Genomic DNA, 25,962 nt, shown 5'->3' with positions numbered 1-25,962 from the left:
ACCGGGGCACGGGCCGCCGTCCGCGCGAGCGCGTCCGTGTCCCCCGGGTCATCCCCCCAGGTCCTCCGTCACGGGCAGGCACTCGGCGAGCAGGTCGACGACGTCGCGCCAGGCTCGCCGCGCGTGCTGGGGGTGGTAGCCGACGCCGGGGACCGTGGGGTGGTCGACCGGCGGGTGGTGGAAGGCGTGCAGGGCGCCGCCGTAGACCGTGAGGCGCCAGTCGACGCCCGCATCCTGCATCTCGGCGGTGAACGCGCTCCGTTGCGCGGGCGGCATGATCGGGTCTTCCGACCCGACCCCGGCCCACACCGGGCAGCGGATGCGCGCCGACTCGCCCGGTCGGCCCGTGGTGGTGGCGTTGACGGTGCCGATCGCGCGCAAGTCGACGCCGTCGCGCCCGAGTTCCAGTGCGATGGCGCCCCCGGTGCCGTAGCCGACGGCGGCGATCCGGTCGGGGTCGGTGCGCGGTTCGGTGCGCAGCACGTCGAGTGCCGCGTGGCCGATGCCCCGCATCCGGTCGGGGTCGGCGAGCAGCGGCAGGCAACGGGCCAGCATTTCTTCGGGGTTGCCCACATAGCGCCCGCCGTGAAGGTCGAAGGCCAGCGCCACATATCCCAGTTCGGCGAGAGCGTCGGCCCGGCGGCGCTCGACATCGCCGAGTCCCATGCCCTCGGGTCCGAGCAGCACCGCGGCCCGGCGGTCGGCACCGGCAGGGAGCGCGAGGTGCCCGACCATCGTCAAACCGTCGGCCGGGTACTCGACCGTGCGTGTCGTGATCGTCGTCATGAGTCCGGACTGTAGTGAGCGTCGGGCCCGGTCCGGCCGGTGTTCCGCCGCCGGCGAACCGAAGCGGACGCGGCGCCTTCGGGGCGGCGCCCCAGGCGCCCCAGGCACCCAGGCGTCCCGGGCACCCGCCCCCGCGCCCTGAGCTGACGCCCGCTCAAGGCTCCGCGCCCTGTCCTGTCCTGCCCTGTCCTGTCCTACCTCTGTTGGAGTGCCCCTTTACGGGGTGCTATCGGCTACTCAGGGTACTTGCGCGACGTTTTCAGAGTGTTACGCGATCTTTATTTGCCGATTCATGGCATCTCTTAGGCGTTCGCCTGATTCGTACGACAATCATCCCGGCTTGAAGGAGTTCGTCATGCGCATTTCCGCTACCGTCCGTTCCCGCAGTGTCCGCGCAGGTGCCGCCGTGGCCGCCGCGGTAGCCGTCGCCGGAGCCACCCTGGCCGGCGCGTCCACCGCCTACGCCGCCCCCGGCGACAGCGGCGACATCGACATCCGCTCGGTCGGCTGGAACTCTCGCGGTGGTGACGGCGTCGAGGTCTGCAAGTTCGTCCTCTCCGCCAGCAACTTCGAGTCGTTCCCGGCCGTGCCCTGGACGATCACCGCGCAGCCTCCGACCGTCCCCCCGGGCGACACCCTCCAGAGCACGCTGCCGCTCGTGAACGGCTCGGCGCGCAGCCAGGAGTACCTGCTCCCCGAGGGCACGTACCAGCTGGTGTGGATCGTCCCGGCGGGCCCGAAGCAGAAGAGCTTCCGCGTCGACTGCTCGAAGCCCGCCAACGGTGCGGGCGGCTCGCAGAACGGCGGCCGTGACTCGTCCGCTTCGGGTGCCGAGTCCGGTTACAGCCGTCCGTCGGGTGCGGTGCCCGCCGGCGGCGGCGGTGTGCCGGACCTGGACAGCGTCAGCTCCGAGAACGACTCGAACGTCGGCGCCACCGCCGCGCTGGCCGCCGGAGCGGCCGGGGCCGCAGGGCTGATCATGGTTCGCCGAGCCGCACGCCGCCGTGCCCGCAACGAGGCATAACGGCCGCAGCAGACGGCGGCGGCGGGGGCCGAGCCGCGCATGTCGCCTCACGATGACGCTGGGCGTGCTCTCCGCGCTGGTGAGCGGCATCGTGTGGGCGAGCTCGGACTCGCCCGCCGCCCGCGGCGGTGACGCCGCGGGCGGCGGCGACCAGCCGGCCCGGCAGGTGGCTCCGCACGCACCCCTGTCCCGCTCCCGCCCGGTGAAGATCACCGTGCCCGCCATCTTCATCGAGGCCCCGGTCACCGGTCTGGGGCTCGACAAGAAGGGCCATCTCGGCGCCCCACCGCTGAGCAGGCCGAAGCTGGTGGGCTGGTACCAGGACGGCCCCTCGCCCGGTGAGGCGGGGACCTCCCTCATCGTCGGCCACCGCGACACCGAGACGGGACCGGCGATCTTCCTCAACCTCAACGCGCTGCACCGAGGTGACACGGTGAAGGTCGCCCGGGCCGACCGGGTCACCGCCGTCTTCGTCGTCGACGAGGTCAAGACCTACACGAAGGACAAGTTCCCGGACGACAAGGTGTACGGGACCACCCGCCGTCCGGAACTCAGGCTCATGACGTGCGGCGGGCGCTTCAACAAGAAGAACGGCTACTCGGCCAATGTCGTCGTCTTCGCCCATCTGACGTCCCTGAAGAAGCAGACGGTCTGAGCCGTCAACGGTATGGAGCGGCCGGTGCCCCGAGCGGGCACCGGCCGCCCGCGTGTCCACCGGGACGGGGAGAAGGGCGTGGGGCCTGTCAGGCGTCCGGGCCTTCGGGGCGCCGCCGCAGCAGGTAGGTGTCCATGATCCAGCCGTGTTCGGCGCGGGCCTCGGCGCGTGTGTGCCGGATGCGGTCGGCGACCTCGTCGAGGGGGCCGGCGATCAGGATTTCGTCCGGCGTGCCGAGGTAGGCGCCCCAGTGGATCCAGACGCCGCTGCCCGCCAACTGCCCGAAGGACTCGTGGGCGTCGAGCATGACGACGATGTCGGAGTCGTCGGGCGGAAGGCCCTCGGCGAGGCGTCGCCCCGGGGTGATGTGGACGGGGCGGCCGACCCGGTTGAGGGTGATGCGGTGGCGGGCGGCGAGGGCGGAGACGCTGCTGATGCCGGGGACCACCTCGCAGGTGAAGTCCACCTCCCCGCGGGCCCCGATGTCCTCCAGGATGCCGAGCGTACTGTCGTACAGCGACGGGTCGCCCCACACCAGGAACGCCCCGCACTGTCCGGGCGCCAACTCCTCGCGGATCAGCCGGGCGCAGAGGTCGGCGCGGCGCCGGCGCCAGTCGCGCACGGCGTCGGTGTATCCCGCGTCCGATGCCTGGCGGCGGTCGCGCCAGGGGTCCTCGGCCTCGACGACGCGGTACGGCCCCGGGAGATGCTCATCGAGCACGTCCCGCCGCAACCGGGTGAGGGCGGATTTCTCCCGGCCCTTGCCGAGTACGAAGAAGACATCGGCCCTGCGCATGGCGCGCACGGCGCCGAGCGTGAGGTGGTCGGGGTCGCCGGCGCCGATCCCGATGACGAGGAGATGCCGGGCGGCGGTACTCATGCGCTGCTCCCGGTGGCCGTCCGCAGGGCGCGGTGCGGATCCGGGGCGAGCGGGTCCGCTTCGGGGCGGATGCGCATGCGTACACGGCCTTTCCGGTCCGGCGCCGGGTGGGCCGCGCGGGGCGGGGCCCCGGCTGCCACGCGTCGCGAGTGGCGGGGTGGACTTAGTAGGACGTCCAACTATATCTTCGGGGGACAAGGTCCGCGGTGCAGGGAAGCCGGTGTGAATCCGGCACGGTCCCGCCACTGTGACCGGGGAGTGTGCTGCCATCCACACGCCACTGGCGAGGTACTGCCGGGAAGGCGGGCGGCGCGCGGAGATCCGGGAGTCAGGATACCGGCCGCGGACGGTTCCGTGTTTTCCACGAGGATGGAGACGACACGCATGGCACCGGTCCGTACGCACACACACGACCCTGGTGATCCGGCGGGGCGCGCGCACATCCCTGCGCGCCCGTAGACCTCCGAGGCCCTCCGGCCCCACTGTCCGCTGTCCCACGGCATTCCCCGGCACCGCGCCCGCCTCTCTGCGCGCGGGCCGGCGGCTCGCCGTGCCGTCCCCGGATCCCACCTGACGAGAGCAGGCACCCATGGTCCGTGAACTCACCCATTTCATCGGCGGGAAGCACACCGCCGGTACGTCCGGTCTCTTCGGCGACATCCACGACCCCAACACCGGTTCCGTACAGGCGCGTGTGCCGCTCGCGGGCCGCGCCGACGCCGGGACGGCCGTCGCCGACGCCGTCACCGCCCAGCGGGAGTGGGGGCAGTGGAACCCCCAGCGGCGCGCCCGCGTCCTGCTGCGCTTCCTCCAACTCGTCGACGCGGAACGCGAATCCCTGGCGCGCCTGCTGTCGTCGGAGCACGGCAAGACCGTCGCCGACGCGCACGGGGACATCCAACGCGGCCTGGAAGTCGTCGAGTTCGCCGCCGGGATTCCCCATCTGCTCAAGGGGGAGTTCACGGACAACGCCGGCACCGGCATCGACGTGCACTCGCTGCGCTCCCCGATCGGTGTGGTCGCCGGGATCACCCCCTTCAACTTCCCCGCGATGATCCCGCTCTGGAAGGCGGCACCCGCTCTCGCCTGCGGAAACGCCTTCATCCTCAAGCCGTCGGAGCGCGACCCGTCCGTCCCGCTGCGGCTGGCCGAACTCTTCCTGGAAGCCGGTCTGCCGCCCGGCGTGCTGAACGTCGTCAACGGCGGCAAGGAAGCGGTCGACACACTCCTGGAGGACCCGAGGGTGGGCGCGCTCGGTTTCGTCGGCTCCACCCCCGTCGCCGCGCACCTCTATGCCACCGCCGCCGCCCACGGCAAGCGCGCCCAGTGCTTCGGCGGCGCCAAGAACCACATGATCGTGATGCCGGACGCCGACCTCGACCAGGCCGCCGACGCCCTGATCGGCGCCGGATACGGCTCCGCCGGCGAGCGCTGCATGGCGATCTCCGTCGCCGTCCCCGTCGGGGAGGAGACCGCCGACCGGCTCGTCGCCGCGCTCAAGGAGCGCATCGCCACCCTCCGGATCGGCCGCTCCGACGACCCGGACGCCGACTTCGGGCCCCTGGTGAGCCGGGACGCCGTCGAGCGGGTCCGGCGGTATGTGGACATCGGCGTCACCGAGGGCGCCGAACTCGTCGTGGACGGGCGGGACTTCACCCTCCCTGGGCACGAGGACGGCTTCTTCGCCGGGGCGACCCTCTTCGACCGCGTCACCTCGCGGATGCGGATCTACCGCGAGGAGATCTTCGGCCCCGTCCTGTGCGTCGTCCGGGCCGCCGGCTACGAGGAGGCGCTGCGGCTGCCCAGCGAGCACCCGTACGGAAACGGGGTCGCGATCTTCACCCGGGACGGCGACACCGCCCGCGACTTCACCCGCCGGGTGGACACCGGCATGGTCGGCGTCAACGTCCCGATCCCGGTCCCCGTCGCCTATCACACCTTCGGCGGCTGGAAGCAGTCCGGATTCGGCGACCTGAACCAGCACGGCCCGGACGCCATCCGCTTCTACACCCGCACCAAGACCGTCACCTCGCGCTGGCCCTCGGGCGCCAGGGAAGGCGCGAGCTTCACCCTGCCCACCATGGGATGAGCGCCATGACTCTCACCTCCCTCACCGAGGACCAGCAGGCCCTGGTGGAGACCACCCTCGACTTCGCCCAGGACCACCTGGCACCCCATGCCGTCCGGTGGGACCGCGACAAACACTTCCCGCTCGACGTGCTGCGCAAGGCCGCCGGGCTCGGACTCGGCGGCGTCTACGTACGGGAGGAGTCCGGCGGCAGCGGACTCTCCCGCGCCGACGGTGTCCTCGTCTTCGAGGCCCTGGCCTCCGGCTGCCCCTCCATCGCCGGCTATCTCTCCATCCACAACATGGTCGCCTGGATGCTCGACACCTACGGCGGCGCGGACCAGCGCGCACGGTGGCTGCCCCGGCTGTGCGCCATGGACGACCTCGCCAGCTACTGCCTCACCGAACCGGGCGCCGGCTCGGACGCGGCCGCGATCAGCACCCGCGCCGTCCGCGACGGCGACACCTATGTCCTGACCGGCGTGAAGCAGTTCATCTCCGGGGCGGGCGCCTCCCAGCTCTACCTGGTCATGGCGCGCACCGGGGGAGCGGGCCCCGACGGGATCTCCGCGTTCCTCGTGGACCGGGACGACCCCGGGCTCTCGTTCGGCCCGAACGAGGCGAAGATGGGGTGGAACGCCCAGCCCACCCGCCAAGTGGTCCTGGACGGGGTCCGGTTGCCCGAGGACCGGCTGCTCGGCCGGACGGGCGACGGCTTCCGGATCGCGATGAGCGGGCTGAACGGCGGCCGGCTCGGCATCGCCGCCTGCTCCCTGGGCGGCGCCCGCAGCGCCCTCAGTAAGAGCCTCGCGCATCTCGCGGGCCGCGAGGCGTTCGGCGCGCGGCTCCTGGACGCGCAGGCGCTGCAGTTCCGCCTCGCCGACATGGCGACCGAACTCACCGCCGCCCGCGCCCTGGTCCACCAGGCCGCCACCGCCCTGGACCGGGCGGACCCCCAGGGCCCGCAGCTGTGCGCGATGGCCAAGCGCTTCGCCACCGACACCGGCTACTCCGTCGCCGACCGGGCCCTGCAGCTCCACGGGGGCTACGGATACGTCAACGAGTACGGCATCGAGAAGATCGTCCGTGACCTGCGGGTCCATCAGATCCTGGAAGGAACCAACGAGATCATGCGCGTCATCGTGGCCCGCGGCCTGACGGAGGCGTTCCGGTGACCGCCGACGAGGAACACGTACTGCTCCGCACCGAGGGCCGCGCCGCCCGCCTCACCCTCAACCGGCCCCGGGCGCTCAACGCCCTCACCCACGGCATGGTGCGCCGCATCGACGAGGCGCTGACCGCCTGGGAGCACGACCCGGCCGTGGAGACCGTGATCCTCACGGGGGCCGGTGAGCGCGGACTGTGCGCGGGCGGCGACATCCGCTCCATCTACGAGGACGCCCGCGCCGGCGGCACCGCGTCGGCCGGCTTCTGGCGGGACGAGTACCGGCTCAACGCCCGGATCGCCCGCTACCCGAAGCCGTATGTGGCCGTCATGGACGGCATCGTGATGGGTGGTGGCGTCGGTGTCTCCGCGCACGGCAGCGTCCGCATCGTCACCGAGCGCTCGCGCGTCGCGATGCCGGAGACCGGCATCGGCTTCGTCCCCGACGTCGGCGGCACCTATCTGCTCGCCCTCGCCCCCGGCGAACTCGGCACCCACCTCGGGCTGACCGGGGCGCCCGTCGGCGCGGCCGACGCCCTGCTGTGCGGACTGGCCGACCACTTCGTCCCCTCCGCCGACCTGCCCCGGCTGCTGACCGACCTCACCACGAAGCCGGTACGCGACGCCCTCGGCCCGTACGTACAGCAGCCGCCACCCGGCGAACTCGCGGACCACCGGGACTGGATCGACGCCTGCTACGGGGCCGACACGGTCGAGGAGACCGTCGCCCGGCTGCGCGCCCATGGATCGCGCGCGGCCGCAGCGGCGGCCGGCACACTCGCGGCCAGGTCGCCCACCGCCCTCAAGGTCACACTCACCGCACTGCGCCGGGCCCGCCGGCTCGGCCCGCTGGAGCGCGTCCTGGAACAGGAGTACCGCGTCTCCACGGCCGCGCTCGCCTCCCACGACCTGGCCGAGGGCATCCGCGCCCAGGTCATCGACAAGGACCGCAGCCCGCACTGGGCACCGGCCACCCTGGCCGAGGTCACCGGCACGGACGTGGCGCGCTACTTCGCCCCGCCCGCCGAAGGCGGACTCCACCTGGCCACAACCCCACAGGAGATGCCGTGGTGAACAGCAGCCGCACGATCGGATTCATCGGCCTCGGTCACATGGGCGGCCCGATGGCCGCCAACCTCGTCGAGGCGGGCCACCGGGTGCTCGGTCACGACCTGGTGCCCGGGCTCCTCGACGCGGCGGCCGCCGGCGGGGTGGAGCCCGCCGGATCGTCGGCGCAGGCCGCGGCCGCGGCGGACGTGGTGATCACCATGCTGCCGGCCGGGCGGCATGTGCTGGCCCTCTACCGGGAGGAGGGACTGCCGGCCGCCGCCCGGCCGGGCACCCTGTTCATCGACTGTTCGACCATCGATGTGGCCGACGCGCGCGCCGCCCACGAAGCGGCGGCCGCCGCCGGGATGCGGTCCCTGGACGCCCCCGTCTCCGGCGGGGTCGTCGGCGCCGAGGCGGGCACCCTCACCTTCATGGCGGGCGGGGGAGAGGCCGAGTTCGCGCAGGCCGAGCCGCTGCTCGCGGTGATGGGCAGGAAGGCCGTGCACTGCGGCGGCCCGGGTGCCGGGCAGGCCGCGAAGATCTGCAACAACATGATCCTCGGGATCTCGATGATCGCGGTGAGCGAGGCGTTCGTCCTCGGGGAGAGCCTGGGCCTGTCCCACCAGGCGCTGTTCGACGTGGCCTCCACCGCCTCCGGCCAGTGCTGGTCGCTGAGCGTCAACTGCCCCGTGCCGGGCCCGGTCCCGGGCAGCCCCGCCAACCGCGACTACCGTCCGGGCTTCGCGGCCCCGCTGATGGCCAAGGACCTCGGACTGGCCGCCGGCGCCGCCAGGGCGGCCGGGGTCGACGCGGAACTCGGCCTGAGAGCGGCAGAGTTGTACGCCGCCTACGCCGAAGGTCCCGGCGTCGAGGAGGACTTCTCCGGGATCGTCCGAGCGATCCGGGACCGGTCGCGGTCACTGCGGCCACTCACCGCACCTGAAGGAGGCACCGCATGAGCACCGACTCCTACGAGACCATCCGCGTCGAACGCAGGGGCCGTACCGCCCTTCTCACGCTCGACCGCCCCAAGGCCCTGAACGCGCTCGACCTGCGGCTGATGAACGAGGTCGTCGCCGCGACGGCGGAGCTGGACCGCGACCCCGGCATCGGCTGCGTCGTCCTCACCGGATCACCGAAGGCCTTCGCGGCCGGGGCCGACATCAAGGAGATGCGGTCGCAGAGCTACATGGACATGTACCTCGGCGACTGGTTCACCGCCTGGGACCGGCTCGGAGCCCTGCGCACACCGACGGTCGCCGCCGTCTCCGGGTACGCGCTCGGCGGCGGCTGCGAGCTGGCGATGCTCTGCGACATCCTGCTGGCCGCCGACACCGCCGTGTTCGGGCAGCCCGAGATCAAGCTGGGCGTGATCCCCGGCATCGGCGGCTCGCAGCGCCTGACCCGCGCGGTGGGCAAGGCCAAGGCCATGGAGATGTGCCTGACCGGCCGCACGATGGACGCCACCGAGGCGGAACGGGCCGGACTCGTCTCGCGGGTGGTGCCCGCGGGGGACCTCCTCGGTGAGGCGCTGGCCGTCGCCGAGACCGTCGCGGGGATGTCGCTGCCCGTCGCGATGATGGCCAAGGAAGCGGTCTCCCGGGCCTTCGAGACGACGCTCGCGGAAGGCGTCCGCTTCGAACGCCGCCTGTTCCACGCGGTGTTCGCGACCGCCGACCAGAAGGAGGGCATGGCCGCGTTCGCCGACAAGCGGCCGCCGGGCTTCACGCACTCCTGACCCCGGACCTATGTCCCGTTCCCCGTCTCCACGGGGTACGGGACATAGGTGCGCCGGTCGGGGTCGACGGCCAGCAGCCCGCCCGCCGGGGGCCGGGCCCGCTGGGCGCAGTCCCGGCGCTCGCAGATCCGGCAGCCCAGACCGATCGGTGTCGCGGCCCGGGGATCGTCCAGCGCGACGCCCTCCGCGTACACCAGGCGGTGCGCATGGCGCAGCTCGCACCCCAGGGCGACGGCGAACTCGGCCCGAGGCGCGTGATGCCCCGCACCGCCCCGTACCACGGTGCGCGCCACCCAGAAGTACCGCTTGCCGTCCGGCATTTCGGCGACCTGGGTGAGGACACGGCCGGGGGAGGAGAACGCCGCGTACACCGTCCACAGCGGGCAGGTGCCGCCGAGCCGGGAGAAGTGGAAGTCGGTCGCCGACTGCCGCTTGGAGACATTGCCCGCCCGGTCCACCCGCAGGAACGAGAAGGGCACCCCGCGCCGCCCGGACCGCTGGAGCGTGCTCAGCCGGTGGCACACCGTCTCGAACCCGACGCCGAAGCGTGCCTGGAGCAGCTCGATGTCGTAGCGCAGTTCCTCGGCCGCCGACCGGAACGCCGTGTACGGCATCAGCAGCGCCCCGGCGAAGTAGTTCGCCAGACCGATCCGGGCCAGTCCCTCGGCCTGGGGCGAGGTCAGCCCGCCCGCGTCGACCAGCGTGTCGAGCAGCGGCCCGTGTTCCAGCAGCGCGATCTGGGTGGCGAGCTGGAACGCCCGCTGGCCCTCCTTCAGCCAGGGCGACAGGAACACCAGCCGGTTCACCGGATCGAAGCGGCGGGCGTCCACCGAGCGCTCGGGTGCCGCCTGGACGACCGTGACCCGGTGACGGTCGGCGAGCCGGCGCCGCAGGACCTCCGCCGCCGGCCCGGCCGATTCGGTCCCCCAGGCGCGCGACGCGCGCTCCGCCTCGCTGTCCAGCGGTTCGAAGTGGTTGTGATGGGCGTAGAAGAAGTCGCGCACCTCGTCGTGCGGTTCGGCCGGGAGCAGTGCGGTGGCGGGGCCGTCGGCCGAGGCGGAGGCCAGCGCCGCCACCTGCTCGGAGGCGTCCCGGTAGCGGTGGTGCAGGGCGACCAGCGCGCGGGCCACCTCGGGGTGGTCGCGCGCCACCTCGACGGCTTCCTCTACCGAGGCGGACACCCCGGTCGCCTCGTCCCCGAGGGCGGCCCGCAGATCGGTGGCGAGCCGTTCCTCGGCGGCCTCCGAGAAGAACTCGGGTTCCACGCCCAGGACTTCGGCGATACGGATCAGCACCGGAGCCGTCAGCGGGCGCCGGCTGTGCTCGATCTGGTTCAGATAGCTCGTCGAGATGCCCAGCGCGCGGGCCAGCTCGACCTGGTTCATCCCGCGTTCGGAGCGGAGCCTGCGCAGCTTGGCGTGCGCGTAGACCTTCCGTGCGGGAGGACGTGCCATGGTGCCGCACCTCCTTCGTCCGTCCGCTTCGACTGCCCGCCGGGCCTGTGATTGCGAAGTTATCATCCGCATCTTTCGCATAATTCGCATTTTCACAGCCTCCGGCGGGATGGATTTCGCAGATTGGAGCCGTCGCCCCGGGCTCTCGGTGCGGGAATGATCGGTGGGGAAGACACCCCCGCCGACCGTGAGGAGTCCCGTGATCGACCACCAGGTACGCGTCCACCCCAGCGCAGACCGGCTGCCCCGCGAGGAGCAGCTGGCCTGGAAGCTGGCGGCCGTCGCCACCGGCACCGGGGAAGCGGGGGAACCGGATCCGGAGGCCGCCGCCATGGCGGCCAACCGGGTGATCGACAACGCCTCGGTCGCGGTCGCGTCGCTGCTGCGCCGGCCGGTCGCCGTGGCCCGTGCCCAGGCCCTCGCCCACCCGGCCCGGCCCGGCGCCTCGGTCTTCGGTGCGGACCCGGCGCTGCGCGTGTCGCCCGAGTGGGCGGCCTGGGCCAACGGCACGGCGGTCCGGGAGCTGGACTTCCACGACACCTATCTCGCCGCCGACTACGCGCACCCCGGCGACAACATCCCGCCGCTGCTCGCCGTCGCCCAGCACACCGGACGCGCCGGGGCCGATCTGCTGCGCGGCGTCATCGCCGCGTACGAGATCCATGTCGCCCTCGTGAAGGGCATCTGCCTGCACGCGCACCGCATCGACCATGTGGCGCACCTGAGCGCCGCCACCGCCTGCGGGCTCGGCGCGATGCTGCGGCTGCCGACGGAGACCGTGTACCGGGCGGTCGGACAGGCGGTGCACACGACGACCGCGACCCGGCAGTCCCGCAAGGGCGAGATCTCCAGCTGGAAGGCGTTCGCCCCGGCCTTCGCCGGCAAGGCCGCGATCGAGGCCGTGGACCGGGCGATGCGCGGCGAGGGGGCGCCGGCGCCGGTGTACGAGGGGGAGGACGGGTTCCTCGCCTGGATGCTCGACGGCCCGCAGGCCTCGTACACGGTCCCGCTGCCCGGGCCGGGCGAGGCGCGGCGGGCGATCCTCGACACCTACACCAAGGAGCACTCGGCGGAGTACCAGGCGCAGGCGGTCATCGACCTCGCGCGGCGGCTGCGCGAGAAGACCGGCCCGCTCGACCGGGTCCGCTCCCTCGTGCTGCACACCAGCCACCACACCCACCACGTCATCGGGTCCGGGGCGAACGACCCGCAGAAGTACGACCCGGAGGCCAGCCGGGAGACCCTCGACCACTCGGTGCCGTACATCCTCGCCGTCGCCCTGGAGGACGGCGCCTGGCACCACGAGCGCTCCTACGCGCCCGACCGCGCCCGCCGTCCGGAGACCGTGGAGCTCTGGCGGAAGATCACCACCGTCGAGGACCCGGAGTGGACCCGCCGCTACCACGACCCCGACCCGCTGCGCCGCGCCTTCGGCGGGCGGGCCGTGGTCACGCTCGACGACGGGACGGTCGTCGAGGACGAACTCGCCGTCGCCGACGCCCACCCGGCGGGTGCCCGCCCCTTCGGCCGCGACGGCTACACCGCCAAGTTCCGCACCCTCACCGAGGGCCTGGTCGCGCCGGCCGCCCAGGACGCGTTCCTGGAAGCGGCGGGAGACCTGGCCGGCCTGGACACCGCCGGTCTCGCGGCCCTCTTCCCCGCCGTCGACACGGGCGCGTCCGCCGCCTGCGACGCACAGCTGCCGAAGGGACTGTTCTGATGCCGCACACCCGCACCACCCCTGCCGAACGCCGCCGGTCCCTGCGCGAACAGCTCGCTTCCGGGCGGCTGCTGATGATGCCGGGGGCCGTCAGCCCGTACACCGCGAAGCTCATCGAGGAGCACGGCTTCGAGGCCGCCTACCTCTCCGGCGCCGTCCTCGCCGCCGAGCTGTGCCTCCCCGACATCGGGCTCACCACCTCCACCGAGATCGCCGCCCGCGCCCAGCAGGTCACCCGCGTCACCGACCTGCCCGTCCTCGTCGACGCGGACACCGGATTCGGTGCGCCCGTCAACGCCGCCCGCACCGTCCAGCTCTTCGAGGACGCCGGCCTGGCCGGGATGCACCTGGAGGACCAGACCGGCACCAAGCGCTGCGGGCACCTCGACGGCAAGATGCTCGTCACCCGCGAGGAGATGGTGCAGCGGGTCCGCGCCGCCGTCGGCGCCCGGCGCGACGACGGCTTCCTGCTGATGGCCAGGACCGACGCCCGCTCCGTCGAGGGCCTGGACGCGGCGATCGACCGGGCCAAGGCGTACGTGGACGCGGGCGCCGACGCGGTCTTCCCCGAGGCCCTGGCCGACGCGTCCGAGTTCGCGGCGTTCCGCGCGGCCGTCGACGTACCGCTGCTCGCCAACATGACGGAGTTCGGCAAGAGCCCTCTGCTCACGGCCGGGGCCCTCGCGGACCTCGGCTACAACATCGCGCTCTACCCGGTCACCCTCTTCCGCCTCGCCAACGGAGCCGTCGAGGACGGACTGCGCACGCTCGCCGCCGAGGGGACCCAGGAATCCCTGCTGCCCCGCATGCAGACGCGCTCCCGGCTCTACGAGGTGCTCGGCTACGAGGAGTACACGGCCTTCGACTCGGCCGTCTTCGACTTCACCCTCCCGCCCGGCACCTGAACCGCCCCGGCCCGTCCCGCCCCGCCCCTCGCTGGAGGACCCATGACCACCGCCCCGCCCGCCACCCCGGACGTCCACCGCGGCCTCGCCGGCGTCGTCGTCGACACCACGGAGATCTCCACCGTCATCCAGGAGACCAACTCCCTGACGTACCGCGGCTATCCGGTCCAGGACCTCGCCGCACACCGCTCTTTCGAGGAGGTCGCGTATCTGCTCTGGTACGGGGAACTCCCCGACCCCGCGCAGCTCACCGGGTTCCGCGCCCGCGAGCGCGCCCTGCGGCCCCTGGACCGCACCACCGGGGAACTCCTGGCGCGGCTGCCCGAGACCTGCCACCCCATGGACGTCCTGCGCACGGCCGTCAGCTTCTTCGGGGCCGAGGACCCCACCGAGGACGACGGCAGCCCGGAAGCCAACCAGGCCAAGTCCCTGGCCCTGCTGGCGAAGCTGCCGACGGTCGTCGCAGCCGACCACCGCAGGCGCCGGGGCCTCCCGCCGGTCCAGCCCGACCCGTCCCTCGGCTACGCCGAGAACTTCTTCCACATGTGCTTCGGCCGCGTGCCCGAGCCCGAGGTGGTCCGCTGCTTCGAGGTCTCGCTCATCCTGTACGCCGAACACAGCTTCAACGCCTCGACGTTCACCGCCCGCGTCGTCACCTCCACGCTCTCCGACCTCTACAGCGCCGTCACCGCCGCGATCGGGGCGCTCAAGGGCCCGCTGCACGGCGGCGCCAACGAGGCCGTGATGCACATGCTCCACGAGATCGGCGACCCGCGCGGGGCCGGGGAATGGCTCGACGAGGCGCTGGCATCGAAGCGCCGGATCATGGGCTTCGGCCACCGTGTCTACCGGCACGGCGACTCCCGCGTGCCGATCATGCAGGAGGCCGCGGACCGGCTCGTCGCCCGCGCCGGCGACCCCGAGGTCACCCGGCTGGCCACCCTGCACGCCGCCCTTCGCCACGCGATGATCAGCCGCAAGGGCATCCACCCCAACCTGGACTACCCGGCCGGGCTCGCGTACCACCTCATGGGCTTCGACATCCCCGCCTTCACCCCGATCTTCGTGATGAGCCGGATCACCGGCTGGAGCGCCCACATCACCGAACAGCTCGCCCACAACGCCCTGATCCGCCCCCTGGGCGCCTACACGGGCCCCGGACAGCGGGCCGTGCCGCACCCCGGATGAGCCCGCGCCCCGGCCGTGGTGCGCCCGGGCTCACGCGGGCGGTCGCGGGTCCGCGCCCGTCCTCAGCCCCGCCAGGAGCAGGCCGAGGCCGGTGGTGAACTGGTCGCGGTCGTCGTGGTCGCGCAGGTCGGCGGTGGTGCGCGTCAGGAAGGGATAGTCCTCGGGGTCGAGCTCCGCCCAGCGCTCGGCGGTCCGGGCGAGGTAGTCCTCGCGGCCGGTGTCCGCGCGGACGGAGGCGTGCGGCGCGACGATCTGGGCGCTGACACCGGTGATGTAGTACGAGATCGCGGTGGCGACCGCGAACTGCTGCCCGGCCGGCAGTCCGGTCCCCGCCACCAGCGTGCCGATGCGGTCGAGCAGGTGCAGGGCGTGGGGCAGCGTGGCCGGCGCGTTGACGTGGACCGCCGCCCACGGGTGGCGGTCCAGGGCGTCGAAGACGGCGACGGCCAGCGCGCGCAGCCCGGCGACCGGGCCCTCATCGGTGGTGGAGGGAACGGTGGCGAAGGCGCCGCCGAGCACATGGTCGGCGGCCAGCGCGACCAGCTCGTCCTTGTTCGCCACATGCCAGTACAGCGCCCCGGGGCCCGTCTTCAGCCGGGTGGCCAGCAGCCGGAAGGTGAGTCCCCGCTCGCCGCGCTCGTCCAGCAGCTCCACGGCCGCGCCGACGATGATCTCGCGCGACAGGGCGCCGGCGCGCCCTCCGGTGGGCGCTCTTCCTCGTGTCCGTGGCATGACCTCATTTTGACACACCCTGGACCGGCGTTCCATATTGGTTATGGAACGCCGGTCCATATTGATGTCCGAAGGTGTCGGCCCGGTGCTCCTCCCGCGAGAAACGAGGAAGACCATGACCACCACCCACCACCCGATCGCCGTCGTCGGCGCCGGTCTCGGCGGCCTGACGCTCGCCCGCGTCCTTCACGTCCACGGCATCGCGGCCGCGGTCTACGAGGCCGACGCCTCGGACCGGTCCCGCACCCAGGGCGGCCAGCTCGACATACACGAGGAGGACGGGCAGCGCGCGCTCGCCGCCGCCGGCCTCACCGAGGAGTTCCGCGCGATCATCCACGAGGGCGCCGAGGCGTCCCGCGTGCTCGCCCGGGACGGCTCGCTGCTCTTCGACGCCCCCGACGACGGCACCGCACGGCGCCCCGAGGTGCTCCGGGGCGATCTGCGCCGCATCCTGCTCGACTCGCTGCCCGAGGGGACGGTGCGCTGGGGCCACAAGATCACCGGGGTGCGGTCCCTCGGCGACGGGCGGCACGAGCTGACGTTCGCCGACGGCGCGACCGTGACCAGCGGGCTGCTCGTCGGGGCCGACGGCGCCTGGTCGAAGGTCCGCCCCCTGGTCTCGGACGCCGTGCCCGCGTACATCGGCACGACGTTCATCGACACCTACCTGTACGACGCCGACGAGCGGCACCCGGCCGCGGCGGCGGCGGTCGGGGCCGGCGCGATGTACGCGCTGGCCCCGGGCAAGGGGATCGTCGCGCACCGCGAGGCGGGGAACATCCTGCACACCTACGTCGAGCTGAACCGCCCCGCCGAGTGGTTCGCCGGCATCGACTTCACCGACACCGCCGCCGCGACCGCCCGGATCGCGGCCGAGTTCGAGGGGTGGGCCCCGGAGCTCACCGCGCTGATCGCCGACGGCGAGACCGCTCCGGTCGCGCGCATGATCCACAGCCTGCCGGACGGACACCGGTGGGAGCGGGTGCCCGGGGTGACGCTCCTGGGCGACGCCGCCCATCTGATGCCGCCGTCCGGCGACGGCGCGAACCTCGCGATGCTCGACGGCGCCGAGCTCGGCAGGGCCGTCGCCGCCCACCCCGGCGACGTCGAGGCGGCACTCGCCGCCTACGAGGAGGCCCTGTTCGCACGGACCGAACCCTTCTACGCCGACGCACACGAGATCCTGGACCTCTGCCTCGGCGAGCGCGCCCCGGCCGGGTTCGTCGAGCTCTTCGGGGTTGGTCCCGCCGGAGCCGACGGGTGATCAGTTGTCGCGCGTAGACCCCCTCTTCCCAAAGTCCGGAAAGCGGTCCAGAATCATCCCTCCGCGACGCGCGTGCGGCGCGGCGTCGTACCGGGTCAGGCACCTGCTCGTGTGGAAGGATCTGCCGGAGCAGCCCGGTACGCGGACGCCGCCGCACGGGAGGGCGCGTCATCGGCCGCCGTGCGTCCACCGGCCGCGCCGGCCACGGCACGACACCCCGCGCGCCACCTGTCAGCACCTGGACTAGGAGCACCTGGCATGGACTTCGGACTCGTTCTCCAGACGGACCCGCCCGCCTCCGCCGTCGTCGGCCTGATGCGCCGCGCCGAACGCAACGGCTTCCGCTACGGCTGGACCTTCGACTCGGCGGTGCTCTGGCAGGAGCCCTTCGTCATCTACAGCCGCATCCTCGAACACACCGAACGGCTCGTCGTCGGGCCGATGGTGACCAACCCGGGGACCCGCACCTGGGAGGTGACGGCCTCCACCTTCGCCACCCTGAACGACATGTACGGCAACCGGACGGTCTGCGGCATCGGCCGGGGCGACTCGGCGATGCGGGTCGCCGGCCGCCGCCCCAACACCCTGGCCCGGCTCGGCGAGGCCATCGACACCATCCGCGACCTCGCCGAGGGCCGCGAGGCGGTCGTGGACGGACAGCCTGTCCAGATCCCCTGGATCAAGGAGGGCAGGCTGCCGGTCTGGATGGCCGCGTACGGCCCCAAGGCCCTGGCGCTCGCCGGACAGAAGGCCGACGGCTTCATCCTCCAGCTCGCCGATCCCTTCCTCACCGAGTGGATGATCAAGGCGGTACGGGACGCGGCGGCCGAGGCCGGACGCGACCCGGACTCCGTGACCATCTGCGTGGCCGCACCCGCCTACGTGGGCGACGACCTCGACCACGCCCGTGAGCAGTGCCGCTGGTTCGGCGGCATGGTCGGCAACCACGTCGCCGACCTGGTCGCCCGCTACGGCGAGCACTCCGGCCTCGTCCCTGACGCCCTCACCGCGTACATCGCCGGACGCTCGGGGTACGACTACAGCCACCACGGCCGTGCCGGAAACCCCGACACCACCTTCGTGCCGGACGAGATCGTCGACCGGTTCTGCCTGCTGGGCCCGCCCGAGGCGCACATCGAGAAGCTCCGGGCCCTGCGCGACCTCGGCGTCGACCAGTTCGCCGTGTACAACATGCACGACGCCCGCGAGGCGACCATCGACGCCTACGGTGCCGAGATCATCCCCGCACTCACGGACTGACCCACCCCCCCCGCGCCCCGCCCCGCACGGCACCGTCTCCGAGCGAAGGGTTCAGCCGCCATGACATCGACCGTTCCGCCGCCACCACCCCGGGACCGGATAGCCGAGGCCCCCGACCGGGTCGAACTCGCCCCCGGCGCCGCCCCCGACGACGCCCGCTTCGTCAACGAGGACCTGCTGCCCGTCCCCCTGGAACGGCGCACCTGGTCCACGTACAACTTCGCCGCGCTCTGGGTCGGCATGGCCCACAACATCCCGTCGTGGCTGCTCGCCTCCGGGCTCGTCGCGCTCGGGATGGACTGGAAGCAGGCCGTCCTCACCATCGCGCTCGCCAATCTGATCGTGCTCGGGCCGATGCTGCTGACCGGGCACGCCGGGCCCAAGTACGGCATCCCCTTCCCGGTGCTGGCCCGCGCCTCGTTCGGGCTGCGCGGCGCCAATCTGCCCGCGCTGATCCGGGCGGCGGTGGCCTGCGCGTGGTTCGGCATCCAGACCTGGATCGGGGGCGTCGGCATCTTCACCCTGCTCGGGAAGATCTTCGGCGGCTGGGCCGAGGCGTCCGAGATCGGCGGCCAGCCGTGGACGCTCTGGCTTTGCTTCGTCCTCTTCTGGGCGCTCGAACTCGCCATCATCTACCGGGGGATGGACACCCTGCGCCGGTTCGAGAACTGGGCGGCGCCCTTCGTCATCGTCGGCGCCCTGGTGCTGCTGGTCTGGGTGGCCGTCAAGGCGGGAGGGTTCGGGCCGCTGCTCGACCAGCCGTCGAAGCTCGGCTGGGGCAAGGAGTTCTGGCCGGTCTTCTTCCCGTCCCTGATGGGCATGATCGCCTTCTGGGCCACGCTCTCCCTGAACATCCCCGACTTCACCCGCTTCGGCGCCGGCCAACACGCCCAGATCCGGGGCCAGTCGCTCGGGCTGCCGACGACAATGACGCTCTTCGCCCTGCTCTCGGTCCTGGTCACCTCCGGCTCGCAGGCCGTGTACGGGGAGGCGATCTGGGACCCGGTCCAGCTCGTCGCCCGTACCGACAACGTCTTCGGGCTGCTGTACGCGCTGGTGACGGTCCTGGTCGCGACGGTCTCCGTGAACATCGCGGCCAACGTGGTCTCACCCGCCTACGACCTGGCGAACCTCGCACCGAGAATCATCAACTTCCGTACGGGCGCCCTGGTCACGGGGGTGGTGGGCGTGGTGATCATGCCGTGGAAGCTCACCGAGACGCCCGAGCTGTACATCTTCACCTGGCTCGGTCTCGTCGGCGGGCTGCTCGGTACGGTCGCCGGCATCCTGATCGCCGACTACTGGATCGTCCGGCGCACCGTGCTCGACCTCGCGGACCTGTACCGGCCCGGCGGCCGCTACTGGTACACGAACGGCTGGAACTGGCGGGCCGTCGCCGCCTTTGCCGTCGGCGGGGTCCTGGCGATCGGCGGTTCGCACTCGGAGCCGGGCAAGGGGCCGTTCCCGGCGGACGGGCTCGTCCCGTTCCTGAAGCCGCTCGCCGACTACGGCTGGGCGGTCGGCCTGGCCTCCTCGCTGGTGCTGTACGTGCTCCTGACCGGGCGCGGGGGCGTCACACCGAGCCGGCCGAGCGGCTCAGCAGCGCACTGACGTCGAAGGTGTCGTCGGAGGGCGGCGTGGTCCTGGGCACCGGCGTGTCGAAGCCGGAGAGGCCCACGACCGCGTCCGCCCCGTTGCCCCGCAGGGTGAGTCGCAGCGGGTAGGGCTTGCCCGTGGCCGCCACGTCCACGGTCAGCGTCGTGCCGGCCCGCATCCTGGTCAGCGGTACGACGGACGCGCCGTCGAGTGTGGTCTTCGGGCCCTTGTTGAGCGTGCCGGTGTCGTTGTTGGCGTTGTCGCTGACCAGCTTCTGGAAGGTGTTGAGGTCGCAGGTCTTCACCAGCCCGTTCAGCCGGGGGTCGTCGGCCCTGCCCTTCAGATAGCGGTCGCCCAGGATCGCGGCGAAGGCCGAACCGCCGTTGGGCACCTGGTTCTTCCAGAAGTCGGCGTCCGGCTTCAGCCAGACGTCGTCGCCGCGTTTGACGATCACGACCGATCCCTGGCCCCGGCCGAGATCCACCGAGCCGTTGCAGTTGCCGTCGCGGTCCAAGGTGAGTTCGAGGGCCATCGAAGGCGAGCCCCGGCCGAGGTCCCCGCGCGAACTCAGGTGCACCGCGTGCGCGCCGAGCAGCGCGTCGCGGGAACGGTCGGCGATCTGCTGGGCGGTGAGTGTGTCGATGTCCTCCGCGTGTGCCACACCGCCGGCGGCCAGGCCGCCACCGGTGACGCAGAGCACGATCGCCGCGGTCCAGGCGGCCGGGCGGGTGCCGAGGTGGGGACCGGTCACGTCGCCTCCTCGAAAGGTCGTGGCGGGACAGTTCGGTCTGCGGTCCGATCACTTGAGCGTACGCCGGGCGCCGGGCCCGCGCCCGGCGGGGAACGTCCCCCGGGCGCGTACACAGCGTGACGTTTCGGGGCTGTTTCGGTTAAAGGGGCCGGGGGAGACCACCCCCCGGCCGCCTTCGGCCACCGCCGGGTGCGGCCGACCACGACCGAGAGGCACACATGAAGAAGTCCCTGGGGAGTCTGTCCCGGGCCGCCCTGCGCCCTGCCGCCGTCGCGGGGCTGACCGCGGCCCTCGCGGTGTCCACCGGCCTGGCCGTCGCCGCCCCGGCGGCGGCGACACCGCCGGGCCTGTCCTGCGAGACGGGCAAGCACGCCATCGACGACTACACCGGCTACGCCCTGTGCCGGAACAACGGCAGCACCACGCAGACCTTCTGGGTGCACCTGGTCTGCGGCTGGTCCCCGGACGTGGACGGCGAGCACGTCACCCTCGCCCCGGGCCAGTCCGGCCAGTCGACCGCGCACTGCGCCGGTCTGGGCGCCGGGATCGGCGAGATCAGCGTCCAGCCGTAGGGCCCGGGGTGCGCGGGCGGCCGGAGAGGCGGGCGAGCGCCGCCGCCGGCCGCCCGCGCATCCGGTCCGCGTCATCGTCGCCCGGCTCCCGCGCCGCCGTGCCCAGCCACGCCCGCAGCGGGAGGCTGCCCCGCAGGGCCGGCCCGTCGCCCCACGGGGAGGCGGCGATCACCTCCGGCAGATGGTCCTGGACCGCGCGGTGGGCCGCCCGCCGGGGCCGGGCCGCGGACGGGGCGCCGAACACGGGATCCCCGGGCGCCGGCCGCGCGAAAGTGCTCATACGGCCGCCCCGGACCGCTCCTCCATCCAGCCCGCGTCCACCGCCGGGCAGTCGTCGTACACCACGAACTCCTCCTCGCACTCCAGCACGTCGAGCCCGGCGGAGTTCAACGAGGCCAGCAGCGCGTCCAGTTCGGTCCGGGCCCCTGGCCGGCCGACGCCCCGGCAGCGCTGGGTGACGAAGCGCTCGTGACGCCCCCCGGTCACGGTGCGGCGGGCGTTGCGCGACAGATGCGCGCTGTGGCGCCCGGCGACCGCCCGCGCGAGGGCGAGGTCCGGTCCGTCCCGGAGCAGCAGCTTGATGTGGTGCTCGAAGTGGCAGACGGGGGAGAGCGCCGCCGCCTCGGCGGCCGTCCGGGGCACGTCCTCGTTCCAGGGGGCCGCCTCGATCTTCACCCGCACGACGGGGAACCCCGCCGAGGCCAGCGCCTCCGAGCGGAGCCGGGCCGCGGCCCGCAGGGCGGTGAGCGACCCCCGGCCGCCCTCGGTCAGCATGGGCTGGTCGGGGGTGGCGCCCCGGTCCAGCAGAATGCGGGTGAGCTTGAGGCCGAGCGCCCGCGCCCACTGCTCCAGGCGGGCGAATTCCGCCGTGTCGTCGGCGGCGCCCCCGGCGCCCGCGTCCAGCCGCACCGTCAGATGCGTCTCGAACTCACCCTTGAACTCCGCGCGCACGCGCCCCACCCGTACCTTTGCCGCCCCATTGCCGACCCCTCCGGTCCGCCTCCCCGAACGTAACAAGAGGCACTGACACTCCGTGCCGAACGGTTGAGCGGACCGCCACGACTCGTTACCCTCCAGTAAGTTCGTTCGGCGGACAGGTGCGCGCACCTGACGGTACGAGGAAGGCGGACAGCCCCATGTCCTCAGCGAAATCCACCGGAACGGACGTCGAGGGGCCGGACGTCTCGGCCCCCGCCGGACTGGCCGACAGTGCGCGGGCCCTCGCGGACGGCCGCACGACCGCCACCGGGCTGGTCACCGGGGCGCTCGCCCGGATCGAGGCGAGCCGGGGCACCCTCAACGCCTTCCGCCACGTACGCGCCGAGGCCGCGCTCACCGAGGCGGCCGAGGCCGACCGCCGGCTCGCCGCGGGGGAGCGGCTGCCGCTGCTCGGTGTGCCCGTCGCGGTCAAGGACGACACCGACATCGCCGGGATGCCCACCCACTTCGGCTGCGCGGGGGAGCTGCCCGCCGCTGCCGCCGACAGCGAGGCCGTACGCAGGCTGCGCGCGGCCGGGGCCGTGATCGTCGGCAAGACCAACTCCTGCGAGCTGGGGCAGTGGCCGTTCACCGAGGGGGCCGCCTTCGGCGCCACCCGCAACCCCTGGCACACCGACCACACCCCGGGCGGCTCCTCCGGCGGTTCGGCGGCCGCCGTCGCCGCCGGGCTGGTGCCCGCCGCGCTCGGCTCGGACGGGGCCGGGTCCGTCCGCATCCCCGCCGCCTGGACCCATCTCGTCGGCATCAAACCGCAGCGCGGCCGGATCTCCGTGCACCCCCACAGCGACGCCTTCCAGGGCCTCACCGTCAACGGCCCGCTGGCCAGGACCGTCGCGGACGCCGCGCTGCTGCTGGACGCGGTCGCCGGACCGCACCCCGACGACCCGCACCGCCCGCCGCCCGTCGACGCCTCGGCCGCCGCCCGCCGCGACCCGGGACGGCTGCGCATCGCCCTCGCCTGGCGGCCCCCCTTCACACTGACCCGCGCGGCCCCCCACCCGGACGTACGCCGCGCGGTCGCCGATCTGGCCGAGGCGCTGGCCCGGCTCGGCCACCACGTGGAGGAGGCCCGGCCGCGCTACGGGCTGATCGGCCTCGGCTTCGTCCCCCGCGCCACCGCCGGCATCGCCGAACTCGCGGCGCTGCACCCCGATCCCGCGCTCCTGGACGTGCGCACCCGCAGCGCCCTGCGCACCGGCACCCGGCTCGGCGGCCGGGTGGTGCGGGCGGCCAGGGAGCGGGAGGTGCACCAGCACCGGCGGATCGGCGCGCTGTTCCAGCCGCCGCGCGGCCGGGGCGGACCCGGGTTCGACGTGCTGCTCACCCCGACGACCGCCCTGCCGCCACCGCGCATCGGCAGGTTCGACGGGCTGAGCGCCTGGCGCACCGATGTGGCGATCACCGAGGCGTGCCCGTACGCCTGGCCGTGGAACGTGCTGGGCTGGCCGGGCATCAATGTCCCGGCGGGCTTCACCCCCGAGGGCCTGCCGGTCGGCGCCCAACTGCTCGGCCCGTCCCGCAGTGAGGAGCGGCTGATCTCCCTCGCCGCCCAGCTGGAGGCCGACCGCCGGTGGTACGAGCACCGGCCGCCCGGCTTCGCGTAGCGTGCCGGCCCCGGGGCGCGTCACACCGCGCGGGTGGCGGCCCCGTGCGGCGGCGCGAAGTCCAGCAGCGCCGCGGTGAACGCGGCCGGGTTCTCCTCGGCGATCCAGTGCGCCGTCCCGGGGACGATGAAGCCGGTGACGTCGTCGGCCACCTCGCGCATCATCTCCTCGATCAGCGCCCCCGATGTGCTCATGGCCCCGCCGACCGCCAGCACCGGCACGGTCAGCCGTCCGCCGCGGGCCAGGGCCGCGCGGTTGTCCTCGGCGTCCCGGTCGAAGGCCCGGTACAGCTCGAAGCCCGCGCGCATCGCGCCCGGGGCGGAGTAGGCCGCCACATAGATGTCGAGGTCGTGGTCCGTGATCGCCGAAGGATCGGAGTTGCGCACGGCGAAGAAGGCCTGGAGATAGGGCCGTTCGCGTCCGGTGACCAGCATCTCCGCCACGTCCCGCGCCCCGTGGAAGGCGAAGTGCCACACGCGCGGATCGCTGCGCAGCCGGTCGAAGACCCCGGTTCCGGGCAGCGGGGCGTCCATCACCACCAGGTGCGAGACGTCGTCGCGGAACTGCTGCGCGTACGCGTAGGCGACCATCAGCCCGATGTCATGACCCACCATCACCACCGGTTCCCGCACCCCGAGATGGTCATGAAGCAGGGTGTGGATGTCGCGTGCCACCGTCCATTTGTCGTAGCCGCCGGCCGGGCGGAAGGAGTGCCCGGCGCCCCGGTAGTCGGGGGCGACCACCCGGTACCCGGCCTCGGTGAGGGGCCCGATCACCCGGTGCCACTCCCACCAGGTCTGGGGGAAGCCGTGCAGCAGGACGAGGGTGCGGTCCCCGTCGCCCGCGGACACGTAGTGCAGCCGCAGGCCCGGCTCCACATCGGCCATGCCGTGGGTGAGGGCGGGCGCCCCGTCGGGCCGGTCCTGGGGGAATGACGACATGGTCGTGGCTCCTGGGTGAGGGGTGGGGACGCGGGCGAGGGCCCGGGCAGCTCTGCCGCCACTCCACCGTGCGCCCCGCAACCCGACAGCACAAGTGAAATGATCTATACCTACTGTTAACCTCTGCTGCATGCTCGACATGAGGCGTATGCAGATCCTGCGCGCGGTGGTCACCAGCGGCTCGGTCACCGCGGCGGCGGCCAACCTCGGGTACACCCCCTCCGCGATCAGTCAGCAGGTGGCGGCGCTGGAGCGGGAGGCGGCCGTCCCGCTGCTGGAGCGGGCCGGGCGCGGCGTGCGCCCCACCGAGGCCGGCCGCCTGCTCAGCGGCTACGCGGCCGCCCTCGGCCGGACCGTCGCCGAGGCGGAGACGGCGCTCGCCGATCTGCGCGAGGGGCGCACCGGGCGGGTGGCCGTGCGGTACTTCGGCACGGCGGGCGCCCCGCTGATGGCCCCCGCCCTGGCCCGGCTGCGTGCGAGCCACCCTGGTGTCCGGTTCGACCTCAGGCTGATCGACCCCGACGACCCGCTGCCCGAGGTCCGCCACGGCCGGGCCGACGTGGCGGTCGTGGTGCGGCCACCGGACGGGGAGCCGGCCGGTCTGACCCTGCTGCCGCTGCTCGACGACCCGTACCGGGTGGCGCTGCCCGCCGGACATCCGCTCGCCGGCCGGTCCGTGCTCTCCCTCGGGGATCTGGCCGACGAGCCCTGGGTGGGCAGCGAGCGCGCCTCGGACCCCTGTCTGGCGCTGGTCCTCGACGCATGCGCGGCGGCGGGCTTCAGTCCCGGGTTCGTCGTGGAGAGCGGCGACTACGCCACGGCGCTGGGCTTCGTGGCCGCCGGGCTCGGTGTGGCACTGATCCCGCGGCTCGGGCTGCGCGGGGTGCCGCCGGGCGTCGTCGTGCGCGAGGTGCGGGGGCCCGAGCCGGTGCGGTCGATCTGCGCGGCGGTCCGGGAGTCGATGCGGGTCCCGCCCGCCGTACGGGCCCTGCTCGACGCGCTTGCCGAGGCGGCCGGGGATCTGGAACCGTCGGCCGGCTAGCCGGTGCAGCCCGCGGGCTCCGGCGGGCGGCCGCTCACGACCGTACCGGCGAGGCGGGTCAGCGCCGCCCGCTCGTCGTCGGTCAGGGGCGCGGTCAGCTCGGTGACCCGGCGGCCGATCTCGTCGGCGCACCGGGCGGTCAGCTCGGCGCCGAGCGGCGTGAGCGAGACCAGGACCGCGCGGCCGTCGTGCGGGGACGGCGAGCGCCGCACCAGGCCGCGCTTCTCGGCGCGGGCGACGAGGCCGGTCATGGAGGACTTGTCCAGGCCGAGGTGGCGGCCCAGTTCGAGCATGCCCGCCTGCCGGTCGCGCAGGATGCCGAGCAGCCGGATCTGGACGACCGACAGATCGTGCTCGCCGCCGACGGCGGTCAGGACGCGCTGGGTCAGGAAGGACAGCTGCACCAGCGCGTCCACCGTGTCGAGGGGGTGGCCGCCGGTGAGGCCCGCCGGGGTGGATTCGGTCGTCATGGGGCCAGCTTAGTTGACTTGGTACGCGCCGCAAACTACTTTCGGAACCAGGAAGTAGTACGTGCCGCAAACCTCTTCCGGGGTGGCGGCAGCCACAC

General features: G+C 73.2%; 25 protein-coding genes and 1 riboswitch. Of the genes, 16 read left to right on the top strand and 9 right to left on the bottom strand.

Annotated features, from left to right (window positions below):
- Nucleotides 1-48 precede the first annotated feature (48 nt).
- Nucleotides 49-786, bottom strand: coding sequence for a dienelactone hydrolase family protein (locus tag RLT58_RS05280; protein WP_311309218.1), 738 nt, complete (start codon nt 784-786; stop codon nt 49-51).
- 355 nt (nt 787-1,141) lie between these two features.
- Between RLT58_RS05280 and RLT58_RS05275 the strand changes: the two genes are divergently transcribed.
- Entirely contained in the window at nt 1,142-1,810 is a 669-nt protein-coding gene (locus RLT58_RS05275; RefSeq protein ID WP_311309217.1) for a hypothetical protein, read from the top strand.
- Nucleotides 1,811-1,862: 52 nt separating this feature from the next.
- A complete protein-coding gene (locus RLT58_RS05270) occupies nt 1,863-2,465 on the top strand; it encodes a class F sortase (protein WP_311309216.1) in 603 nt (200 codons plus the stop codon).
- A gap of 88 nt (nt 2,466-2,553) precedes the next feature.
- On the opposite strand, the gene cobF is transcribed toward RLT58_RS05270, so the two are convergent.
- Complete coding sequence (gene cobF, locus RLT58_RS05265) at nt 2,554-3,345, bottom strand: precorrin-6A synthase (deacetylating) (protein ID WP_311309215.1); 792 nt, start codon at nt 3,343-3,345, stop codon at nt 2,554-2,556.
- Between the two features lie 180 nt (nt 3,346-3,525).
- A riboswitch (cobalamin riboswitch) is annotated at nt 3,526-3,705 on the top strand.
- Between the two features lie 229 nt (nt 3,706-3,934).
- Between cobF and RLT58_RS05260 the strand changes: the two genes are divergently transcribed.
- From RLT58_RS05260 to RLT58_RS05240, 5 genes are read left to right on the top strand one after another with little or no spacing between them, the layout of a single operon-like run.
- Complete coding sequence (locus RLT58_RS05260; protein WP_311309214.1) at nt 3,935-5,434, top strand: CoA-acylating methylmalonate-semialdehyde dehydrogenase; 1,500 nt, start codon at nt 3,935-3,937, stop codon at nt 5,432-5,434.
- A gap of 5 nt (nt 5,435-5,439) precedes the next feature.
- Nucleotides 5,440-6,588, top strand: a complete 1,149-nt coding sequence (locus RLT58_RS05255; RefSeq protein WP_311309213.1) for an acyl-CoA dehydrogenase family protein — start codon at nt 5,440-5,442, stop codon at nt 6,586-6,588.
- Entirely contained in the window at nt 6,585-7,652 is a 1,068-nt protein-coding gene (locus tag RLT58_RS05250; protein ID WP_311309212.1) for an enoyl-CoA hydratase/isomerase family protein, read from the top strand. The genes RLT58_RS05255 and RLT58_RS05250 overlap by 4 nt, the downstream gene beginning before the upstream one ends.
- The gene (mmsB, locus tag RLT58_RS05245; protein ID WP_311309211.1) at nt 7,646-8,587 is read left to right on the top strand and encodes a 3-hydroxyisobutyrate dehydrogenase; all 942 of its coding nucleotides are present in this window, start codon (nt 7,646-7,648) and stop codon (nt 8,585-8,587) included. Before RLT58_RS05250 ends, mmsB begins: the two co-directional genes overlap by 7 nt.
- Nucleotides 8,584-9,366 carry an enoyl-CoA hydratase gene (locus RLT58_RS05240; protein WP_311309210.1) on the top strand — a complete coding sequence of 261 codons (783 nt, stop codon included), beginning with the start codon at nt 8,584-8,586 and terminating at the stop codon, nt 9,364-9,366. The genes mmsB and RLT58_RS05240 overlap by 4 nt, the downstream gene beginning before the upstream one ends.
- A gap of 8 nt (nt 9,367-9,374) precedes the next feature.
- Here RLT58_RS05240 and RLT58_RS05235 read toward each other — a convergent pair whose 3' ends face one another.
- On the bottom strand, nt 9,375-10,820 hold the full coding sequence (locus RLT58_RS05235) for a short-chain fatty acyl-CoA regulator family protein (RefSeq protein ID WP_311309209.1): 1,446 nt from the start codon (nt 10,818-10,820) through the stop codon (nt 9,375-9,377).
- A 199-nt stretch (nt 10,821-11,019) separates the two neighbouring features.
- Here RLT58_RS05235 and RLT58_RS05230 point away from each other — a divergent pair, with 199 nt between their 5' ends.
- The 3 genes from RLT58_RS05230 to RLT58_RS05220 are packed head-to-tail and all read left to right on the top strand — an operon-like array spanning nt 11,020 to nt 14,633.
- Nucleotides 11,020-12,540, top strand: coding sequence for an MmgE/PrpD family protein (locus tag RLT58_RS05230; protein ID WP_311309208.1), 1,521 nt, complete (start codon nt 11,020-11,022; stop codon nt 12,538-12,540).
- Complete coding sequence (gene prpB / locus RLT58_RS05225) at nt 12,540-13,445, top strand: methylisocitrate lyase (protein ID WP_311309207.1); 906 nt, start codon at nt 12,540-12,542, stop codon at nt 13,443-13,445. The genes RLT58_RS05230 and prpB overlap by 1 nt, the downstream gene beginning before the upstream one ends.
- Before the next feature lie 42 nt (nt 13,446-13,487).
- Nucleotides 13,488-14,633, top strand: a complete 1,146-nt coding sequence (locus tag RLT58_RS05220) for a bifunctional 2-methylcitrate synthase/citrate synthase (RefSeq protein ID WP_311309206.1) — start codon at nt 13,488-13,490, stop codon at nt 14,631-14,633.
- A gap of 30 nt (nt 14,634-14,663) precedes the next feature.
- Here the strand turns inward: RLT58_RS05220 and RLT58_RS05215 are convergent, their stop codons facing one another.
- Entirely contained in the window at nt 14,664-15,365 is a 702-nt protein-coding gene (locus RLT58_RS05215; protein WP_311309205.1) for a TetR/AcrR family transcriptional regulator, read from the bottom strand.
- A gap of 115 nt (nt 15,366-15,480) precedes the next feature.
- Between RLT58_RS05215 and RLT58_RS05210 the strand changes: the two genes are divergently transcribed.
- The 3 genes from RLT58_RS05210 (at nt 15,481) to RLT58_RS05200 (ending at nt 19,500) form a co-directional block, all read left to right on the top strand.
- On the top strand, nt 15,481-16,629 hold the full coding sequence (locus RLT58_RS05210) for an FAD-dependent oxidoreductase (RefSeq protein ID WP_311309204.1): 1,149 nt from the start codon (nt 15,481-15,483) through the stop codon (nt 16,627-16,629).
- 258 nt (nt 16,630-16,887) lie between these two features.
- The gene (locus tag RLT58_RS05205) at nt 16,888-17,889 is read left to right on the top strand and encodes a TIGR03842 family LLM class F420-dependent oxidoreductase (protein WP_311309203.1); all 1,002 of its coding nucleotides are present in this window, start codon (nt 16,888-16,890) and stop codon (nt 17,887-17,889) included.
- Between the two features lie 60 nt (nt 17,890-17,949).
- On the top strand, nt 17,950-19,500 hold the full coding sequence (locus tag RLT58_RS05200; RefSeq protein ID WP_311309202.1) for an NCS1 family nucleobase:cation symporter-1: 1,551 nt from the start codon (nt 17,950-17,952) through the stop codon (nt 19,498-19,500).
- On the opposite strand, the gene RLT58_RS05195 is transcribed toward RLT58_RS05200, so the two are convergent.
- Nucleotides 19,463-20,236, bottom strand: a complete 774-nt coding sequence (locus RLT58_RS05195; RefSeq protein ID WP_311309201.1) for a hypothetical protein — start codon at nt 20,234-20,236, stop codon at nt 19,463-19,465. The genes RLT58_RS05200 and RLT58_RS05195 overlap by 38 nt on opposite strands.
- Before the next feature lie 218 nt (nt 20,237-20,454).
- Between RLT58_RS05195 and RLT58_RS05190 the strand changes: the two genes are divergently transcribed.
- On the top strand, nt 20,455-20,808 hold the full coding sequence (locus RLT58_RS05190) for a hypothetical protein (protein ID WP_311309200.1): 354 nt from the start codon (nt 20,455-20,457) through the stop codon (nt 20,806-20,808).
- Here RLT58_RS05190 and RLT58_RS05185 read toward each other — a convergent pair.
- Both RLT58_RS05185 and RLT58_RS05180 read right to left on the bottom strand, forming a co-directional pair.
- Nucleotides 20,792-21,088, bottom strand: a complete 297-nt coding sequence (locus RLT58_RS05185; RefSeq protein ID WP_311309199.1) for a hypothetical protein — start codon at nt 21,086-21,088, stop codon at nt 20,792-20,794. The genes RLT58_RS05190 and RLT58_RS05185 overlap by 17 nt on opposite strands.
- Nucleotides 21,085-21,759 carry a hypothetical protein gene (locus RLT58_RS05180; RefSeq protein ID WP_311309198.1) on the bottom strand — a complete coding sequence of 225 codons (675 nt, stop codon included), beginning with the start codon at nt 21,757-21,759 and terminating at the stop codon, nt 21,085-21,087. Before RLT58_RS05180 ends, RLT58_RS05185 begins: the two co-directional genes overlap by 4 nt.
- 185 nt (nt 21,760-21,944) lie before the next feature.
- Between RLT58_RS05180 and RLT58_RS05175 the strand changes: the two genes are divergently transcribed.
- Complete coding sequence (locus RLT58_RS05175; RefSeq protein ID WP_311309197.1) at nt 21,945-23,411, top strand: amidase; 1,467 nt, start codon at nt 21,945-21,947, stop codon at nt 23,409-23,411.
- A 20-nt stretch (nt 23,412-23,431) separates the two neighbouring features.
- On the opposite strand, the gene RLT58_RS05170 is transcribed toward RLT58_RS05175, so the two are convergent.
- Complete coding sequence (locus RLT58_RS05170; protein ID WP_311309196.1) at nt 23,432-24,352, bottom strand: alpha/beta fold hydrolase; 921 nt, start codon at nt 24,350-24,352, stop codon at nt 23,432-23,434.
- A 130-nt stretch (nt 24,353-24,482) separates the two neighbouring features.
- Here RLT58_RS05170 and RLT58_RS05165 point away from each other — a divergent pair, with 130 nt between their 5' ends.
- Nucleotides 24,483-25,394, top strand: coding sequence for a LysR family transcriptional regulator (locus tag RLT58_RS05165; protein WP_311309195.1), 912 nt, complete (start codon nt 24,483-24,485; stop codon nt 25,392-25,394).
- Here the strand turns inward: RLT58_RS05165 and RLT58_RS05160 are convergent.
- Nucleotides 25,391-25,864, bottom strand: coding sequence for a MarR family winged helix-turn-helix transcriptional regulator (locus RLT58_RS05160; RefSeq protein WP_311309194.1), 474 nt, complete (start codon nt 25,862-25,864; stop codon nt 25,391-25,393). The two genes, RLT58_RS05165 and RLT58_RS05160, sit on opposite strands and share 4 nt — an antisense overlap.
- Nucleotides 25,865-25,962 lie beyond the last annotated feature (98 nt).

The organism is Streptomyces sp. ITFR-16 (assembly GCF_031844705.1).
In the GTDB taxonomy this organism is placed as follows: domain Bacteria; phylum Actinomycetota; class Actinomycetes; order Streptomycetales; family Streptomycetaceae; genus Streptomyces.
The sequence above is the reverse complement of the archived record's forward strand: the minus strand, read 5'-3'. Positions and strand labels throughout refer to the sequence as shown.